The 18,515-nt window shown below is 28.0% G+C and carries 17 protein-coding genes and 1 tRNA gene; 15 read left to right on the plus strand and 3 right to left on the minus strand.

Features of this window, described 5'->3' with window-relative positions; genetic code table 11:
- Positions 1-12: 12 nt before the first annotated feature.
- The 4 genes from tpiA to AC4KN9_RS03270 all read left to right on the plus strand — a co-directional run bounded on the left by tpiA (position 13) and on the right by AC4KN9_RS03270 (position 4,254).
- Positions 13-762 (plus strand): triose-phosphate isomerase, encoded by a 750-nt coding sequence (tpiA, locus tag AC4KN9_RS03255; RefSeq protein WP_491017227.1) that lies wholly within the window; start codon positions 13-15, stop codon positions 760-762.
- Between the two features lie 9 nt (positions 763-771).
- Positions 772-2,331: a 2,3-bisphosphoglycerate-independent phosphoglycerate mutase gene (gene gpmI, locus AC4KN9_RS03260; protein ID WP_491017228.1), complete on the plus strand. Its 1,560-nt coding sequence runs from the start codon at positions 772-774 to the stop codon at positions 2,329-2,331.
- Between the two features lie 24 nt (positions 2,332-2,355).
- Positions 2,356-3,639 carry a phosphopyruvate hydratase gene (gene eno / locus AC4KN9_RS03265; protein WP_491017229.1) on the plus strand — a complete coding sequence of 428 codons (1,284 nt, stop codon included), beginning with the start codon at positions 2,356-2,358 and terminating at the stop codon, positions 3,637-3,639.
- Positions 3,640-3,720: 81 nt separating this feature from the next.
- Positions 3,721-4,254: a rhodanese-like domain-containing protein gene (locus AC4KN9_RS03270; protein ID WP_491017230.1), complete on the plus strand. Its 534-nt coding sequence runs from the start codon at positions 3,721-3,723 to the stop codon at positions 4,252-4,254.
- Positions 4,255-4,318: 64 nt separating this feature from the next.
- On the opposite strand, the gene AC4KN9_RS03275 is transcribed toward AC4KN9_RS03270, so the two are convergent.
- A complete protein-coding gene (locus AC4KN9_RS03275; protein WP_491017231.1) occupies positions 4,319-5,503 on the minus strand; it encodes a hypothetical protein in 1,185 nt (394 codons plus the stop codon).
- Between the two features lie 133 nt (positions 5,504-5,636).
- Between AC4KN9_RS03275 and AC4KN9_RS03280 the strand changes: the two genes are divergently transcribed.
- The 7 genes from AC4KN9_RS03280 (at position 5,637) to AC4KN9_RS03310 (ending at position 13,415) form a co-directional block, all read left to right on the plus strand.
- Positions 5,637-6,710: an ABC transporter ATP-binding protein gene (locus AC4KN9_RS03280; protein WP_491017232.1), complete on the plus strand. Its 1,074-nt coding sequence runs from the start codon at positions 5,637-5,639 to the stop codon at positions 6,708-6,710.
- Positions 6,710-7,591 (plus strand): carbohydrate ABC transporter permease, encoded by an 882-nt coding sequence (locus AC4KN9_RS03285; protein ID WP_491017233.1) that lies wholly within the window; start codon positions 6,710-6,712, stop codon positions 7,589-7,591. Before AC4KN9_RS03280 ends, AC4KN9_RS03285 begins: the two co-directional genes overlap by 1 nt.
- A gap of 6 nt (positions 7,592-7,597) precedes the next feature.
- The gene (locus AC4KN9_RS03290) at positions 7,598-8,416 is read left to right on the plus strand and encodes a carbohydrate ABC transporter permease (RefSeq protein WP_491017234.1); all 819 of its coding nucleotides are present in this window, start codon (positions 7,598-7,600) and stop codon (positions 8,414-8,416) included.
- Positions 8,400-9,674 (plus strand): MBL fold metallo-hydrolase, encoded by a 1,275-nt coding sequence (locus AC4KN9_RS03295; RefSeq protein ID WP_491017235.1) that lies wholly within the window; start codon positions 8,400-8,402, stop codon positions 9,672-9,674. Before AC4KN9_RS03290 ends, AC4KN9_RS03295 begins: the two co-directional genes overlap by 17 nt.
- A 12-nt stretch (positions 9,675-9,686) precedes the next feature.
- Positions 9,687-10,967 carry an extracellular solute-binding protein gene (locus AC4KN9_RS03300; protein ID WP_491017236.1) on the plus strand — a complete coding sequence of 427 codons (1,281 nt, stop codon included), beginning with the start codon at positions 9,687-9,689 and terminating at the stop codon, positions 10,965-10,967.
- Positions 10,968-11,097: 130 nt separating this feature from the next.
- Complete coding sequence (locus AC4KN9_RS03305) at positions 11,098-12,615, plus strand: bifunctional metallophosphatase/5'-nucleotidase (protein ID WP_491017237.1); 1,518 nt, start codon at positions 11,098-11,100, stop codon at positions 12,613-12,615.
- Positions 12,616-13,001: 386 nt separating this feature from the next.
- Complete coding sequence (locus tag AC4KN9_RS03310) at positions 13,002-13,415, plus strand: YkvA family protein (protein WP_491017238.1); 414 nt, start codon at positions 13,002-13,004, stop codon at positions 13,413-13,415.
- Between the two features lie 149 nt (positions 13,416-13,564).
- Here the strand turns inward: AC4KN9_RS03310 and AC4KN9_RS03315 are convergent, their stop codons facing one another.
- Together AC4KN9_RS03315 and AC4KN9_RS03320 are read right to left on the minus strand one after the other, a co-directional pair.
- The gene (locus tag AC4KN9_RS03315; RefSeq protein WP_491017239.1) at positions 13,565-15,076 is read right to left on the minus strand and encodes an ABC transporter permease/substrate-binding protein; all 1,512 of its coding nucleotides are present in this window, start codon (positions 15,074-15,076) and stop codon (positions 13,565-13,567) included.
- Position 15,077: 1 nt separating this feature from the next.
- Positions 15,078-15,806, minus strand: a complete 729-nt coding sequence (locus tag AC4KN9_RS03320; protein WP_491017240.1) for an ABC transporter ATP-binding protein — start codon at positions 15,804-15,806, stop codon at positions 15,078-15,080.
- 189 nt (positions 15,807-15,995) lie between these two features.
- On the opposite strand from AC4KN9_RS03320, the gene AC4KN9_RS03325 reads away from it, so the two are divergent.
- The 4 genes from AC4KN9_RS03325 (at position 15,996) to thyA (ending at position 18,075) form a co-directional block, all read left to right on the plus strand.
- A tRNA-Leu gene (locus AC4KN9_RS03325) sits at positions 15,996-16,079 on the plus strand.
- 63 nt (positions 16,080-16,142) lie between these two features.
- Positions 16,143-16,502 (plus strand): CidA/LrgA family protein, encoded by a 360-nt coding sequence (locus AC4KN9_RS03330; RefSeq protein WP_491017241.1) that lies wholly within the window; start codon positions 16,143-16,145, stop codon positions 16,500-16,502.
- Positions 16,499-17,191 (plus strand): LrgB family protein, encoded by a 693-nt coding sequence (locus AC4KN9_RS03335; RefSeq protein ID WP_491017242.1) that lies wholly within the window; start codon positions 16,499-16,501, stop codon positions 17,189-17,191. Before AC4KN9_RS03330 ends, AC4KN9_RS03335 begins: the two co-directional genes overlap by 4 nt.
- Before the next feature lie 11 nt (positions 17,192-17,202).
- Positions 17,203-18,075, plus strand: a complete 873-nt coding sequence (gene thyA / locus AC4KN9_RS03340) for a thymidylate synthase (RefSeq protein ID WP_491017243.1) — start codon at positions 17,203-17,205, stop codon at positions 18,073-18,075.
- Positions 18,076-18,515 lie beyond the last annotated feature (440 nt).

An 18,515-nucleotide genomic window follows, 5' to 3' on the forward strand; every position in this document is an offset into this window, starting at 1 on the left:
TTAGGAGGAAAGATGAGAAAGCCAATTATAGCTGGTAACTGGAAAATGAATAATTCCTATAGTGAATCTAAAGAATTATTAAAGGCAATAAAATCATTTGATTTAGATAAAGACGTTGAAGCTGTTGTATGTCCACCATTCACTTCATTAGCATTGGCTAAAGAAGTGCTAGATGGGACAGATATTAATGTTGGAGCACAAAATGTTCACTTTGAAGATAGTGGTGCATTTACAGGTGAAATCTCTCCTTTATTTTTAAAAGATTTAGATATAAAATACGTTATATTAGGACACTCAGAAAGAAGAGAATATTTTGAAGAAACTGATAATTTAGTAAATACAAAAGTGAAAGCTGTACTAAAACATGGTTTATCTCCAATTGTTTGTGTTGGTGAAACACTTGGCGAGAGAGAAAATGAAAAAGCTAAAGAAAAAGTAAAAACACAAATAACAGAAGATTTTAAGGGGATAAATGCATCAGAATTTGGAAGTATTGTAATAGCATATGAGCCAATCTGGGCTATAGGTACTGGTGAAACAGCTTCAGCAGATGATGCAGAAGAAATGTGTGCATATATCAAATCTTTAATTTTAGAACAATTTGGTGAAGATGCAGCAGAAAAAATTAGAATTCAGTACGGTGGATTTGTAAAACCAGATAATGTAGTTGAAATTATGTCAAAAGAAAATATCGATGGAGCATTAGTCGGTGGAGCAAGTCTAGAATCAGAAAGCTTTTCAAAATTAGTTAACTTTAAGTAAGAGGATAATATGAATAAAAAAGCAATGTTAATTATCATGGACGGATGGGGATTAGGTAAAGATTATGAGGGTAATGCGGTTACTTTAGCTAATACTCCTGTGTTTGATGAAAATATGAAAAAATATCCAAATACAAAAATAAAGGCAAGTGGCCTTGAGGTTGGATTGCCGGAAGGACAAATGGGTAATTCAGAAGTTGGGCATCTAAATATAGGTGCCGGAAGAATTATATATCAAGATTTAACTTTAATTTCTAAAGAAATTAAAGAAGGAACATTTTTTGAAAGAGAAGCACTTGTAAAAGTTGTAAAAAATGTTAAAGAAAATGATAAATCACTTCATTTGATTGGATTAGCTTCATATGGTGGTGTTCATTCACATTTATCACATTTATTTGCTTTATTAGAATTAGCAAAAAAATATGATCTTAAAAAAGTTTATATTCATGCCATTCTTGATGGAAGAGATGTTTCTCCAACATCAGGTTTAGGAGATATTGAAGATTTACAAAATAAGATTGATGAAATTGGATATGGTAAAATAGCTACTATTATAGGTAGATATTATGCAATGGATAGAGACAAAAGATGGGATAGAACTGAGTTAGCATATAATACCTTGACATTAGGACAAGGTAAGTTAGTTCGTGATCCACTTAAATCAATAAAAGAAGAGTATAATAAATCTACTGCTGAAAATAATACAACAGATGAATTTATGGTTCCAACAGTTATTGTAGATGAAAATAATGAACCAACCACAACGATACAAAATGAAGATAGTATTATATTCTTTAATTTTAGACCAGATAGAGCTAGACAATTAACAAGAGCAATAGTAGATAGTGATTTCCAAGGATTTACAAGAGAAGTTATTTTAAATACAAATTTTGTATGTATGACTACATACGATTCATCAATTGAGAATGTAGATATAGCGTATCCACCAAAAAATATTGTAAATACATTTGGTGATGCAGTATCAAATGCAGGATTAAAACAATTAAGAGCTGCAGAAACAGAAAAATATGCTCATGTAACATTTTTCTTTAATGGTGGTATTGAAGAACCATTAGAGGGTGAAGAAAGAATATTAGTTGCATCGCCAAAAGTTGCTACATATGATTTACAACCAGAGATGTCAGCATATGAATTAACAGAAAAAGTGGCTGAAAGGTTAGAATCAGAAGAACCATCAGCGGTAATATTAAACTTTGCAAATCCAGATATGGTCGGACACACTGGTGTGATACCAGCAGTTATAAAATCTGTTGAAACAGTTGATAAATGTGTCGGAAAGTTAATTGAAGTTGGCTTAAAGCATGGTTATGAATTTATAATTACAGCTGATCATGGAAATGCTGAACAAGAAATAGATTTTGAAACAGGTAAACCATTTACTGCTCATACAACAAATCTTGTTCCGGTAATTTATGTGACAAGAGACGCAGAAAATGTTACACTTAGAGAGGGTGGTAAATTGGCAGATTTAGCACCAACATTACTAGATATAATGGGAATTGAGAAACCTTCAGAAATGACGGGTAGCTCATTGATAAATAGAAAATAATAAGTAAAATTAGGAGGTAAGATTATGGGTTTTATTACAGACGTATATGCAAGACAAGTGTTAGATTCAAGAGGTAATCCAACAGTAGAGGTAGAAGTATTTACAGATTTAGGTGGTTTTGGTAGAGCATTAGTTCCATCAGGAGCATCAACAGGTCAATTTGAAGCGGTAGAATTAAGAGATGGTGACAAAAGTCATTTCTTAGGTAAAAGTGTATTAAATGCAGTAGAAAATGTAAACACAGAATTAGCAGAAGAAATTATTGGCTTAGATGTATTTGATCAAGTTGGTATCGATAAATTAATGATTGAAATTGACGGAACTCACAATAAAGGTAGATTAGGTGCTAATGCAATTTTAGGTGTATCTATGGCTGTTGCAAGAGCTGCTGCTGATGAATTAGGTATACCTTTATATAACTATATTGGTGGTTTTAATGCAAAACAATTACCTGTTCCAATGATGAACATATTAAATGGTGGTGAACACGCAGATAATAATGTAGATATTCAGGAATTTATGGTTATGCCAGTTGGTGCTGAATCATTTTCACATGCACTAAAAATTGGTGCAGAAATTTTCCATAACCTAAAGAAAGTTTTACATGATAAAGGCTTAAACACAGCCGTTGGTGATGAAGGTGGATTTGCTCCTAATTTATCATCAAATGAAGAAGCTTTATCAACAATTATTGAAGCTATTGAATTAGCAGGTTACAAACCAGGAGAAGAAGTAAAAATAGCTTTAGACGTTGCATCATCAGAAACTTATGAAGATGGAAAATATAACTTCAAAGGAGAAGGTGTTGTAAGAACTAGAGAAGAAATGGTAGCTTGGTATGAAGAATTAGTTAATAAATACCCAATTATTTCTATTGAAGATGGTTTAGATGAAGATGACTGGGAAGGTTGGAAGTTATTAACTGAAAGACTTGGACACAAAGTTCAATTAGTTGGTGATGACTTATTTGTAACAAATACTGAAAGACTATCAAAAGGAATCGAACAAGGTGTTGCAAACTCAATCCTAGTTAAAGTTAACCAAATTGGTACATTAACAGAAACATTAGATGCAGTTCAAATGGCTAATAGAGCTGGATATACTGCTGTTATATCACATAGATCAGGTGAAACAGAAGATACAACTATCGCTGATTTAGCTGTAGCATTAAACACAGGTCAAATTAAGACTGGTGCTCCATCTAGAACAGATAGAGTTGCTAAATACAATCAACTATTAAGAATTGAAGATGAATTATTTGACACATCAGAATTTTTAGGTCAAGATTCATTCTTTAACTTAAGATAGTTTAATAAGAAGTAAACTTTAAGGACTCGGCATATGTCGGGTCCTTATTATAAATAATATTACACAAAGAAAAAGGATAATATGAATAATTTTGATAAAGAAAAAAACTATGGAGTAAGACTATCTGGTAATATATTTTTAGTTAAATTAAAAAAATCAGATGAATGGAAGGCTGCAGTCATTTTAGGAGCTGATAGCGTTAAAGAAATTGGTAGATATTTTACTTTTGATCATGACGGTAATATATTAACATCATTACCTATGCAAATAACTGTAGATAATGTAAAAAATAGCAATGATAAGGCTAAAAGCTTAAAGATTAACATTAATGAAGCAATGATAATTCATGAATTTTCAAATGGTTTTATAAAGCTTATTGATGTTAGAGAAGAAGATGAATTTAATTTAGGACATTTAGAAAATGCTGAATTAATAAGTCTTGACAATATTGAAAGTACAATCGATAATAAAGAATATGAAAATTGTACAATATTACTATATTGTAGAAGTGGGCGAAGATCAGGTTTTGCTCAGGAAAAATTAGAAGAAAAAGGATATTTTGCAATTAATATTGGTGGTATATCAGATTATAAGGGTGAATTAATCACTGATTAAATCCTTTAAATTTAATAGTATAAAATTTAATATAGCCAATTAACTAGCGTTAATTGGCTATATTTTATTCAAATTTTGATTTATTTATCTTTCTATTTTGAATTCTTTTTTCACATTGTTTTCTTAGAATATTATTTAGTAAATCTAATCGTTTATTATTGATATTATCAAAAAGAGGATTTTTATTATTAGAGCGTCTATTATCTGCATTATATTCAAGGAATAATCCAGAAGTAATAAAATCCTTTATTAATTCATCATTAAAGATATTATATCCAAATTTTTTGCCACCATCATTTAATAAATTATTTTCAAAAATTAAATCTTCTATAGCTGTCTTAATTAACTTTGTTCCCTCTAATTCTGAATAGTAAAAAGAGTATCCAAGTCTTAGATTTATTGCAGTTATATATATTTTTCCATCATTGTCATTAAACTTAAAATCAATATTAAATAATCCGTAATAATTTAAGTTCTCAATAATTTTTTTAGAATCTTCACTTATTTTTTCTATATCAGAATCAATTAATACAACATGATTTCCTAAATCATCTGTTAATATGCTCCTTGCCTGAGATATATTAAAGTTTCCATCTTTTGATTGATATCCATTTATAGAAAATTGATTTCCATCTTTACCATCAATATATTCTTGTATAAGCAAAACATCATGGTAACCAGAGTTGAATATTTTTTTTATAATGGATATAGCTTCACCAGCATCCGTTGTATGGTAAGAGTTATCTTTACCCTCAAATTCACAATTTTCATATTCATTAATGTTGCTTGGACGAATAAACAACTCTCCATTCGGTAAACTTTCAATTTCTTGATGCTCATTAAGTTTTATGGTTTTAGGATATTCAAATCCTAAATCGTCTAAAATTTTATAAATATTATCTTTATTGGTAAAATCTTCTTGGATTTTACTATATGGCAAAACTGGAAAAAATTTTAAATTTGATAAATTGTTGAATATTAGATTTAAATAATTTTCATTTGAAGCAAACAATATAAATTTTTCATACTTATTCTTAAATGTTTCATAAATTTCATTAAGTCTATTTACAAATAAATTTGCATTAAATATTTCTCTTTCCACAGTTACATCAAAAAAAGAATCAATAAATAACTCATTGCTATAATTATTGATTATTAAAGGTTTAACACCATAATCATCATGTAAACATTTAGCTATTGAATAGGTTTTAAAATCCGCTCCTAGTATTATTGGTAAAAATTTTTTCATGTATTCCTCCTTATCTATATACAATTATATACGAGTTGTTAATTAAATACTAATTAATTTCATAATAAAATTTTAAAATTATGGAAATTGTATGTATAATCATATTGTAAATAAAATTTATGAGAGGGTTTTTATGATTGAAATCAAAAATTTGAAAAAAGTGTTTGATAATAAGTTTGAAGCTTTAAAGAACATTAACTTAAAAGTTGAAGATGGGGATTTGGTTTGTTTACTTGGACCAAGTGGTTGTGGTAAATCTACTATTTTAAATTTAGTTTCCGGGTTATTAGATCCAACTGAGGGAGACATATTATTTGATGGAGTTTCTGTAGTTGATTTACATCCAAAAGATAGGGGAATTGGATTAGTATTTCAAAATTATGCTCTATATCCGCATATGACTGTTTTAGAAAATATTATGTTTCCACTAACTGTAGGTAAAAATAAAGTTTCAAAAGAAGAAGCTAAAAAAATAGCTGAAAAATATATGAAAATTACAAGTATAGAAGATTTGGCTAATAAAAGACCAGGAAAAATGTCTGGTGGTCAGCAGCAAAGAGTTGCTATTACAAGAGCTTTAGTTCAAAACCCAAAGATTTTATTACTTGACGAGCCTTTAAGTAATTTAGATGCAAGACTTAGACTTAAGATTCGTGAGGAAATTAGATTATTGGTAAAAGAAATTGGTATAACAACAATTTTTGTTACTCATGATCAAGAAGAAGCTTTATCAATTAGTGACAAGATAGTTCTAATGAATGAGGGTGTTGTTCAGCAGTACGATATTCCACATAATTTATATTTGGATCCAGTGAATCTATTTGTTGCCAAATTTATGGGAAATCCAATCATTAATATATTAGAAATGAAGAAAGAAAAAAATAATTTATATACAAGTGAATTAAAAATTGAATTTGATGATTTAGATAAATCAAAATTAAAAAGGGAGTTAAAAGATGGTGAAATATACTCAATTGGTATAAGACCTGAATATTTCGAAATTGACGAAAATTCAGATTTAAGAGTTAAGGTAGAAACAATAGAGTTAATAGGAAAAGATTGTATTGTCAACTTTAAACTTAATGGTAACTATTATAAGACAATTACAAGTGTTGAAGATAGGGTTGAACCTGGACAAATAATTGGATTAAAAGTTGATGTTGAAAATATTTTTATATTTGACAAGGATGGAGGTAGGTTGTATTAATGAAAAAATTCAAGTATAGAGCAGAAAATTCACCTCATGCATGGATTTTTTTGCTACCGTCATTATTTATAATTGCAATATTTAATGTGTTACCTTTGATTAATACTTTTATTATTTCTTTCAAAAAAGGAACGCTAAATAATTCAGAATGGAATGGAATTAAAAATTTTGAGATTGTCTTAAAAGATCCAAAATTCCATAAAGCACTTTCAAATACTTCACTATATGCATTTACAGTTGTTCCATTGGGATTAATAATATCTCTATTTATAGCTATTACTATTCATGAAAGAATTAAATTTAAGAAAGTATTTGAATCAATCTTTTTTATTCCATATTTAACAAGTATTATAGCTGTTGGATTAGTATTTAGATATATGTTTAACGATGATTTTGGTATAATAAATTACGTTTTAAGTTTATTCGGGATAGCTCCTGTAAGATTCTTAAATGATCCAAATGTTGCTATGACAACTGTTATTATATTTGGAGTTTGGATGGGATTAGCCTTTAATATATTAATTTTGTTAACAGGAATTAGAAATATAAATCCATCATACTATAAAGTAGCAGATATGTTTGGAGCAACAAAGTTTGAACAATTTAGAAAAATTACATTGCCACAATTATTACCATTAACAACATTTCTATTATTAGTTAATTTTATAGGTGCATTTAAAATCTACGGTCAGGTATTTGCTATATTTAATGGTTCTCCAGGAATTGCAAATAGTGCGACTACGGGTGTATTCTATATATTTACTAAATTTTATACAGAAAATAGATATGGACAAGGTATGGCTGCAGCTGTAATATTGTTCGCTTTAATACTAGTATTCACATATATACAAAATATTGTGATGAAAAAAATTGTAAAGTAGGTTATTATGGATAAAATATTCGGTACATTATCAAGGATTATAATTATAATATTAGCTATAATTACTATATTTCCTTTTATATACATGATTCTAGGATCTTTAATGTCTTATCAAGAGGCAACAAGTATACCTCCGACATTATTTCCAGATAAAGTATTATTAAGCAACTACACGGAGGCTTTAACTAAAGCTCCCTTTGTAAGATATTTTTTAAACACTTTATTTACATCAATTACAACAACAATTGGAACATTATTAACAAGTATTTTTGCAGCATTTGCATTTGTTCAATTAGAATTTAAAGGAAAAAATATATTATCACTATTTCTTGCTTCACTATTAATGGTGCCGTACGAAATTACTGTTTTTACTAATTATCAAACAATTGCAAGATTGGGAATGTTAAATACATACTATGCGCTTATAATACCACATCTAGCAAGTATATTTTATATCTTCTACTTAAGAGGATTTTTATCTAGCCTCTCAAAATCATATTATAATGCGGCAAAAGTTGATGGGTGTTCAGACTTAGAATATATTTGGAAAGTTTTAATTCCAATGTCTAAACCAGCACTATTTACTATGGGGATTTTAAGTTTTATAACAGGTTGGAACTCATTTTTATGGCCAATTTTAGTAACTAATAGCAAAAATATGAGATTAATAAGCAATGGTCTTTCTGCTTTCACATCAGAAGCGGGTACAGCGGTTCATTTACAAATGGCAGCGTCAACTATTGCTATTGTTCCAATTTTAATACTCTACTTCATCTTTAGAGATAGAATAATGGAAGGCGTGTCAAGAAGTGGTCTTAAAGGATAAAAAAACTAAAATTACATTCTATGCAGGTATGAGAACTATAGGTGGTACTTATATAGAGGTGAGGTATGAAAATCAAAGAATAATTTTTGACTGTGGTTCTGTATTTGATGGTACTATAGAAGATGAAAATATATCTCTAAAGGAAATATTAGATAAAGAATTAGCACCAAAAATTAATAACTTTTATGATAAGAATATTATTAAATTTGAAAAAACAAATTTAAGTACAGCAGTATTTGTGTCACATGTTCATCTTGATCATACAAAAATGATAAATTTTATTGATTCAAGTATTCCAATTTATACATCTGAGGATACAAAAAAATTATTGGAAAGTCTTAATGTAAAAGGAGACTTTATTTATAAAAATAATAATATTGATAAAATTACTAGAGATATCATTGGTGTAGATTACGATAATATTATAAAAGTTGGAAAAATTGAAGTGAAATTTATTAGAGTAGATCATGATGCTTATGGAGCTTGCGGCTTTATTATTAAAACACCAGATCTTAAGATATCATATACAGGTGATATAAGATTGCACGGATACTTAAAAGATGAAACTATGAATTTTCTTGAAGAATCAAAAAATTCAGATTATCTTATTTGTGAAGGAGTATCAGTATCTTTTGATGATAGACCGAGGAGTATAGGGAAGATATTGGATAGTGAAGAAAATTTATTACAGGAGGTTATTGATATTGTTAAGGGAAATCCTGATAAATTGATATTTTTTAAATACTATTATGCGAATATTGAAAGAATAGAAAAAATGATCGAGAATATCGATAGGAAATTTGTTTTTTCTGATTTTTATGCCTATATATTAAAAAATATGTTGAATATTGATTTACCGTATTATAAAACATCTAATATAGATTTTAATTTAGATGATAATTTAGAAATAGGATTTGATGAGATTAAGAAGAATGTTAATAAATATATCCTACAAGTTGATGAAAACATTTTTGATATATTTGAAGAATTCAAAGATTACATTGGATTATATATGCATTTAGATGCAAGTCCGTTAGGAGAATTTGATCCAACATTTAAACCGTATTTTGAAGAAATTTTAAAATATAACATTATTGTAAAAATCTTAAAGTGTAGTGGCCATGCGAATCCTAAAGATTTGCAATATATAATAAACCAAATAAATGCAAAAGTTCTAGTGCCTATTCATTCATTTAGACCGGAATTGTTGTATAATGTAAGAGGCAGGTTGTTGCCAGAAAAAAATGAAATAATATAGTTGGAGGATTATATGAAGAAGTTAACATCACTTTTATTAGCGCTTGTTTTAGTTTTTTCTTTAGTAGCATGCGGTAAGAGTTCTAAAAAAGAAAAGCCTACTGAATCAAATAAAGAAACAAAGACTGAACAGAGTACGGAAAATTCTAAATTAGAAAAGGCTAATATAGTATTTTGGCACGCAATGAATGGTGCTCACGAAGAAACACTGACAGAATTGACAAAAAAATTTATGGAAGAAAATCCAGATGTTAAGGTGGAATTGCAAAATCAAACGGGATATAGAGAATTACAACAAAAAATAACAGCAACTACTACAAGTCCTAAAGACTTACCAACAATAACACAAGCATATCCAGACTGGATGTTAAATCCAATTAAGGATGGTTTAGTAAATGAATTAACATCTTTTACAAAAACAGTGGAAGATTATGAAGACATAGTTGAAGGATTTAGAAAAGGTACAGAAATAAATGGTAAAGTATATTCAATGCCATTTAATAAATCTACAGAAGTATTATTCTATAATGAAGATATATTTAAGGAATTAGGATTAGAAGTACCAAAAAATCTTGATGAATTAGTAAAAGTATCTAAAGTAATTAAAGAGAAAAAAGGTATACCAGCAATAGGTATAGATTCATTAAGTAACTATTATACAACATTTTTAAAAGCTCAAGGTGTTGAATTTGATAATAAATTTGATCCTACATCAGAAACATCAAAAAAAGCAGTACAATTTTATTTAGATGGAGTTAAGGAAGGATACTTTAGAATTGCAGGTACAGATAAATATTTATCAGGACCATTTGGTAATCAACAAGTAGCAATGTATATTGGTTCAAATGCTGGTGAATCATATGTGGTAAAAGGAACAAAGGGTAAGTTCACAGCTAAAGCAGCTAAATCACCATTTTCACCAACAATACAACAAGGTACAGACTTATATGTATTTGAAAGTTCTAGCGATGCTCAAAAAAAAGCAGCATACGCATATATGAAATTCTTAACTAAAAAGGAAAATCAAATTTTATGGGCACAAAAAACTGGATATATTCCAGCAAGAAATTCAGCGATTAACTCAGACGAATATAAAAATTCAAAATCATTAATTGCACCAATATTAAGTGATGTAACTAAAAATTTATATACAAATCCTGTTTTACCAGGTGCAAATCAAGCGTATAGAGAAGCTGGAACAGTTTTAGAAACAATTTTAGCCTCACCCGATTCAACAAATGTAGATGCTGCTTTAAATTCATTCAAATCAACATTAGAAGGAATTTGGAATTAATAATTTGATATAAGATTATAAAAACTAACTGTATATTGAGAAAATCGATATACAGTTTTTTTATTTATTTAAAATTTACAACAAATATATGATATCATATTGTATATAATTTAAAATTATGGGAGTTAAAATGAAAATAGCAATATATCATACAACTGATATTCACGGATATATATTTCCGACAAACTATGTAGAATATCAGGAATTAGGACTGTTGAAAATAGCATCATTTATAAAAGAGGATAAAAGAAAATATGATAAATCTTTATTACTAGATGGGGGAGATTTAATTCAAGGGTCTGCAATGACTAATTACTTATCAAAGGCAAAGTTTAATGAAAACCCAATACTAAAGCTTACCAGAGCAATGGAATATGATGGATATGTAATGGGTAATCATGAGTTCAACTATGGACTAGATTATTTAAGAACATCATATAAAATTGTGGAAGATAAAATCTTAAATGCAAATATTTTAGGACTTGATTTAGGAGATAAACCATATAAAATATTTGATTATGATGGATATAAAATAGGAGTTATTGGTCTGACAACTGCATATATACCAAATTGGGAACAAGATAAAAATATTGAAGGGATACAATTTTTATATCCAGTAGATCAATATGGAAAATATGAGAGTGAACTAAAAGAAAAATCAGACAAAATAATTGTACTTTATCATGGTGGATTTGAAAAATCGTTAGATGAAGACTTTATTCCAACTGAAAAACTAAATGGGGAAAATCAAGCCAGTGAGATGATAGAAAAATATGATAGCATCGATATAGTTTTAAGTGGACATCAACATAGGTCATTTATTACTAAAATAAAAGGTAAAATTTGTTCACAACCCATAAATAATGGAAAAACTTTTACTAAGATAGTTATAGATACAAAAACAGATGAAATTGAATATGAATTGATAGATGTTCCAGAAAAAAATATTAAAATCGATAGTGAGTATGAGATATTTTTTAATAAAACAAATGAAAACTTAGATAAATATTTATCTCAAGTTGTTGGGCAACTAAACGAGCCCATAAAGATAACTGATCATTTTAAGGTTAGATTTGAAGGAAGTCCGTACATTAATTTACTGCAAAAAATACAAATAGAAGCAAGTGGAGCAGACTTCTCATCTACAACATTATTTGATTCAGCGATTGGATTTGATAAAAAAGTAAGTATTAGAGATATATTAGTTAATTATCCATATCCGAATTCATTAAAAGTTTTAAAAATAACTGGACACGATTTAAAAAAAGCTATAGAAATTTCAGCAACGTATTTTATAATTGATGATAGCGGTGATGTTGCTATAAATTCAAGATATATTAAACCAAAAATTAGACATTATATTTATGATTTTTATTATGGGTTGGATTATGTAATTGATTTGAAAAGACCATTTTTAGAGAGAGTGGTATCAATGAAAAAAAATGGGAAAGAAATTGACTTAGATAAAGAATATACTATTGTTGTTAATAACTATAGAGCTTCGAATGTTAATGAATATCCATGTTACGAAGGAAAAGAAGTAGTAAAAGAAATCAATTTTGAAATGAGTGAATTAATAATTAATTATATAATGAAGCATAAACATATTAAAATCGATGACACAAAGAACTTTAGATATTTAGTATAATACATTTGTATATGCAAATATTATGGTACTTTCAGGTGGTCTATTAATAGTTATGAGGATTAAGAGAAGAAAAGAATATAATAAAAATATATAGTTTCTCAATCATATATAGTCCATAAATAATAGAAATACCTTAGATAAACTTGAATATTTTAAGTGACAACTAAATCAATAAAAAGGAGAATTAGAAAGTGAAATTTCCAATTCTCTTTTTTACTTTAAACCAATTAATATATACAATTAGACATAATTTTAAGATAGGAAAAAGATAAGATAATTCGTATTTTGATAATATGATTAAAAAAGGATATAATATATATAGTTATATAGTATATATTTGTCGATAAAACATATACAAGGTAATTTATTATTTTGGAGGAAAAGGCATGGATGAAAAGAAATTTACAGAAAAACAAGCAATGAAAGCTTTAAAAAGTGGCTATTCAAAAGCAAAATCAATGTTAAATGATACTGATAAACTTGAAAATTTTTTACAAAAATTAGAAAAAAAATTAAGATTTATACCATTTGCAGGTGATAAATTAGCAAGGATTCCTATAATGGTTTCCTTAATAAGAAATTATATAAAAGGAAGATATAAAAGTATCCCAATCGGTGTAATAATAGCTGTATTGAGTGCTTTAATTTACTTTTTTACACCTCTTGATGTAATACCTGATATAATACCTGGAATAGGATATATTGATGATGGATTGGTTATAGCAAGTTGTTGGAAACTTGTAAATTCTGATTTGGAAGAATATATTAAGTGGCGTGAAGAAAAAGGAAAAGAAAAATAAAATTTAATCATGTTGTAAATGATATCGTATTTTTTGATAGAAAAAAACCTCCAGATTAGTTTTTTCTTTAAATCGGGAGGTTTAAATATGCAAAATGTTATAAAACACCATAATAACATAATAAATATAGAATTTAATAAAATAATATATTAATGTATTAAATTATTTTTCCTTAAATAATCTTTAGCAACATCAGCTGGATTCTTTCCATTTACATCTACATCATAATTCATGTTTATCATTTCCTCTTCATTTATTTTATCTGATAATTTATTTAATATATTCTCAATATTGGGATATTTATCTAATAAATCCTCTCGAATAATAGGAGCAACTTGATAAGGAGGAAATAAATTTTTATCATCTTTTAAAACAACTAAATTATACCTCTTTATTTCACTATCTGTTGAATAGCCATCTATTAAATTCACATTTCCAGACTCAATAGCTTGATACCTAAGAGCTGGCTCTAATGTACTTACGTTTAGATTCAATTTGTACAGGTCTTTAAGTCCTATATTTCCATCTTTTCTGTCATTAAATTCAAGAGTAAAACCTGCTTTTATATTATTTTTAATATTAGAAAGATCAGATATATTTTTTAAGTTATTTTTTTTTGCAAAATCTTTTTTTAAGGTAAGAGCATAAGTGTTTTGAAAATTCATAGGTTCTAATAATAGTAATTTATCTTGATTATAAATCTCTTTTTTTGCCATATTATAGGCTTCAACTTTTTCATTTTTAAATTCAACTTTTTTATTTAACAATGAAGTTAAAATTGTACCTGTATATTCAGGATATATATCTATATCTTTAGACTTTAAGGCTTCAAATAAAAATGAAGTTTTTCCAAATCCAGGCTTTAGTTCGACCTTTATATCAGAATTGCTTTCTATAAGTTCTTTATACATATTAATTATAATTTCTTGTTCTGTGCCTAATTTACCTGCGACTATAATATTTTTATTATTTATTTTAGAAAATGGTAAAAATGAAGTTGTAACCAATATTGTAGTAACAATAAAACTTATAAATATAGTCTTTAATGATTTTTTCTCTAAAAAGTTAATTGCACTGCTAAAAATAATTGCGAGTAGAGCAGATGAAAATGCACCGATTAAAATTAGAGATGTATTGTTTCTATCTATACCTAATAAAATAAATGAACCTAAACCACCAGCTCCGATAAGTGCTGCAAGTGTAGCCGTACCGATAATCATAACAGCAGCAGTTCTAATACCTGAAATAATTACAGGCATGGCTAGAACAAGTTCAAATTTTTTTAATCTTTCAATCCTTGTCATGCCAAATGCAGTTGCAACCTCTTTTAATGAAGGATCAAGTTCATTTAGAGCGGTGATTGTATTTTGTAAAATTGGAAACATAGCATATATTATTAAAACTATAATCGAAGGTAATTTACCTATACCAAATATTGGAATAAATAAGCCAAGCAATGCTAAAGAAGGAATAGTCTGCATTACTCCTGTAACTTGTAGTAAAATTTCTGAGATTTTTTTATTATTAGAGGCTAATATTGCAATTGGCACAGCTATCAATATCGTAATCATAAGAGCAATCAGAGAAATTTGCAGATGCTGTCCTAAAGCTACTAAAAGTTCGTATTTTCTTTCTATTAATGTTTCTATTAATTTATTCATATTAATTACACTCTTCCATTTTAAAGAATTTTTCAACAAATTCATTTGCGGGACTATTTTTTATATTTTCTGGAGTATCAATCTGTAAAATTTCACCATTATTCATAACACAAATTCTATCTCCCAGTTTTAATGCTTCATTCATATCGTGTGTAACAAAAACAATAGTCATACCTAATTCTTTGTGTAGTTTTTTTATAATATGCTGAAGTTGAGTACGGGAAATTGGGTCTAATGCGGAAAATGGTTCATCCATAAGTAAAATTCTTGGATTAGCAATTATTGCTCTTAAAATGCCAATTCTTTGTTGTTCCCCACCAGATAAATCTTTTGGATATCTATTAAAATATTCCTTATCATCTAATCCAACCATATTTAATAACTTTCTGGTCTTATCAGAAATTTCATTTTTATTCCATTTCTTCATTTCTGGTATTAAGGCTATATTTTCATAAACAGTAAGATTTGGAAAAAGTGCAATCTGTTGCAAAACATATCCTATATCTAATCGTAAATTCCTTAAATCATATTCATCAATATTTTTACCATTAAAGGAAATACTGCCCTCATCAAGGTTATTTAATTTATTAATCATTTTTAATGTAGAAGTCTTTCCAAATCCACTTGGTCCTACAAGTACAAAAAACTCTCCCTTATTTATGTGAAAATTTATATTTTTAACTACGGAATTATCTCCATAGCGTTTAGTTACATTTTTAAATTCAATCATTTTTTCTCCTATCACGACTTTACTCTACAATATATTTATCCATAATTAAATTTTTATAAACAAGGATATAAAATAATTAAAGATGTTATAATATTAAACGATAAAAGTTTTTAATACAATAGTAAATATAGCAAAAAAAATAATATTTTGATAAATTCTAATTTTATTATATAATAATATTTGTAATAAGTCGAAGTGGTGGAATGGCAAACACGCAGTCTTGAGGGGGCTGTGCCGAATGGTGTGAGGGTTCAAATCCCTTCTTCGACACCAACATTTTAGAAGGATACTTACACATGAGCTTATGCTCATTTTTAATTTTAAAAGGATCAAATAATGAAATACATTAAACAATTTGGAATAATACTTTTAATAACTACACTGGGAGATATTATAAAATATTTTATAAATTTGCCCATACCAGGAAGTATATATGGACTTGTCTTAATGCTTATTGCCTTAGTGACAAAAATAGTAAAAATTGATGATGTTAAAGATACAGGATTATTTTTAATTGAAATTATGCCATTAATGTTTATACCGGTCGCTGCAAATCTTATAAATATGTGGGAGAAACTTCAAGTTATTATAATTCCCTTAATAATAATCTTACCGCTTACAACAGTAATTGTTATGGTATTTACTGGAAAAATAACAGATTACATAATATTTAAAAGTGAGGATGAAATAAAATGAATGAGTTTTTTGTTAATTCTACTACAATAGGTGTGATAATAAGTTTAATATCATATGCAATTGGAGTTATGCTGAAAAGAAAATTTAAGAGTCCAATTTTTAATCCATTACTAATATCTATTGCACTTGTTATTTTATTCTTATCAATTACAAATATTGATTATGATACATATAATAATAGTGCAAAATATTTAAGTTACTTACTTGCACCAGCAACTGTTTCATTAGCTATACCGTTATATCAAAAAATAAATCTGCTTAAAGAAAATAGTAAAGCTATCACAATTGCCTTATTTGTTGGTGTACTTAGTTCCCTAGTTTCAGTACTCTTGTTAGCGATAGTATTTAAGCTTGAAAAAGAAATTTATGTTACATTATTACCAAAATCTGTAACTACAGCAATAGGAATGGATATTGCTGATGAATTAGGTGGGATAGGTTCAGTTGCAGCAGCATTTATAATTATTACTGGAGTTATTGGATATATTACAGCAGAAATAATTTTTAAGATATTTAATATTAAGCACCCAATTTCTAAAGGTCTTGCAATTGGAGCTTCAGCTCACGCTATGGGAACAGCCAAAGCTGTTGAAATAGGAGATATAGAGGGAGCAATGAGTTCACTTGCAATAGTTATTTGTGGGATTTTAACCATATTTGGTGCTAGTATATTTGTACAATTTATATAGTAGGAGTAATTATGAGTAGAATAGACGATATTTATATTGAAAAAGCAAAAGAGATAATAAACTACGGATACAGCGAAAAGGATGTAAAATCAATGGTTCGACCTGTTTGGATAGAGGATGAAAATAAAGAAGCAGCATATACAAAATATTTAACTCAACAATTTTTTGAATATAAAGAAGATGAAGTACCGATAATAAATTTAAGGAAAATTGCCTGGAAAACAGCTATTAAAGAAATTTTTTGGATATACAAAGATAAATCAAATGATGTTAATAAATTGAAAGAAAATTATAATATTAATTATTGGGATTCATGGAAAAATAGTGAAGGTAACCTTGGTACAGCTTACGGATATCAAGTTGCAAAGGAATTTATATCACCAGAAGGTGATATAAAAGTAAATCAAATAGATAGATTAATTGATCAACTTAAAAATAACCCATTAAATAGAAGGTTAATTATAACTTTATATGATGTAGACGATTTATCCAATATGACTTTAATACCATGTGCATTTATGACAATGTGGACAGTTAGAGGTGAGTATTTAGATATGACTTTAGTACAAAGAAGTGGAGATTTCCTCGCTGCAGCCGGTCCTGGAGGAATAAATACGTTTCAATATTATGTATTATTAAGGATGATAGCACAGGTTACAGGGTATAAAGCAGGCAAAATGGTACATTTTGTACAAAATTTACACATTTATGATAGGCATTTTCCAATTGTTGAAGAAATTATCAGTAATCAAGATAATATTGAGGGGCCAAAGTTATGGGTTAATCCTGCAATTTCTAATTTCTATGATTTCACAATAGATGATTTTAGATTAGAGGGATATACGCCATTGAATAAAAAATATCATATTCCCATAGCTATCTAGAGGAAAATAATAGTCAATTATGTTTAATTTAATTAAATAGTGAAAATCTATGAAAAGATTATATTTATTACACAAGTACTTAAAATGTACTTGTTTTTTTGGTATGACGGGCATGTCATCAATCTGTGGTGAAAGTCCACTAAGGGCGTAGTTGCCAACGAACCTCACAGTAATTCCCAAGGTTTGCACCGTGAGATGCAGGCGAGAAGAAGGGATAGCAAAATTGTAGCCTGACGAACAGAAACCTAATACTAAGGCTTGCACGGTGGACAAGCGGACCAAAAGTCGTGAAGTCCAAAAGGCAACCGTAAACCATGCAAGTAGATTAGGCAGGTAGACAAGGAAAGATTGATGGCTTATCCCGTGAGGTCTCACTAGCGAATAAGTAGTAACAACGAATAGTGAGAAGTCAGCAAAAGCCATAGTAGTATTGAAGCCTT

The organism is Helcococcus sp. SA-HE-C1 (assembly GCF_985670335.1).

Coding starts and splice junctions, on each gene's coding strand:
- tpiA (WP_491017227.1), top strand. CDS start 13: ATGAGAAAGCCAATTATAGCTGGTAACTGGAAAATGAATAATTCCTAT.
- gpmI (WP_491017228.1), top strand. CDS start 772: ATGAATAAAAAAGCAATGTTAATTATCATGGACGGATGGGGATTAGGT.
- eno (WP_491017229.1), top strand. CDS start 2,356: ATGGGTTTTATTACAGACGTATATGCAAGACAAGTGTTAGATTCAAGA.
- AC4KN9_RS03270 (WP_491017230.1), top strand. CDS start 3,721: ATGAATAATTTTGATAAAGAAAAAAACTATGGAGTAAGACTATCTGGT.
- AC4KN9_RS03275 (WP_491017231.1), bottom strand. CDS start 5,503: ATGAAAAAATTTTTACCAATAATACTAGGAGCGGATTTTAAAACCTAT.
- AC4KN9_RS03280 (WP_491017232.1), top strand. CDS start 5,637: ATGATTGAAATCAAAAATTTGAAAAAAGTGTTTGATAATAAGTTTGAA.
- AC4KN9_RS03285 (WP_491017233.1), top strand. CDS start 6,710: ATGAAAAAATTCAAGTATAGAGCAGAAAATTCACCTCATGCATGGATT.
- AC4KN9_RS03290 (WP_491017234.1), top strand. CDS start 7,598: ATGGATAAAATATTCGGTACATTATCAAGGATTATAATTATAATATTA.
- AC4KN9_RS03300 (WP_491017236.1), top strand. CDS start 9,687: ATGAAGAAGTTAACATCACTTTTATTAGCGCTTGTTTTAGTTTTTTCT.
- AC4KN9_RS03305 (WP_491017237.1), top strand. CDS start 11,098: ATGAAAATAGCAATATATCATACAACTGATATTCACGGATATATATTT.
- AC4KN9_RS03310 (WP_491017238.1), top strand. CDS start 13,002: ATGGATGAAAAGAAATTTACAGAAAAACAAGCAATGAAAGCTTTAAAA.
- AC4KN9_RS03315 (WP_491017239.1), bottom strand. CDS start 15,076: ATGAATAAATTAATAGAAACATTAATAGAAAGAAAATACGAACTTTTA.
- AC4KN9_RS03320 (WP_491017240.1), bottom strand. CDS start 15,806: ATGATTGAATTTAAAAATGTAACTAAACGCTATGGAGATAATTCCGTA.
- AC4KN9_RS03330 (WP_491017241.1), top strand. CDS start 16,143: ATGAAATACATTAAACAATTTGGAATAATACTTTTAATAACTACACTG.
- AC4KN9_RS03335 (WP_491017242.1), top strand. CDS start 16,499: ATGAATGAGTTTTTTGTTAATTCTACTACAATAGGTGTGATAATAAGT.
- thyA (WP_491017243.1), top strand. CDS start 17,203: ATGAGTAGAATAGACGATATTTATATTGAAAAAGCAAAAGAGATAATA.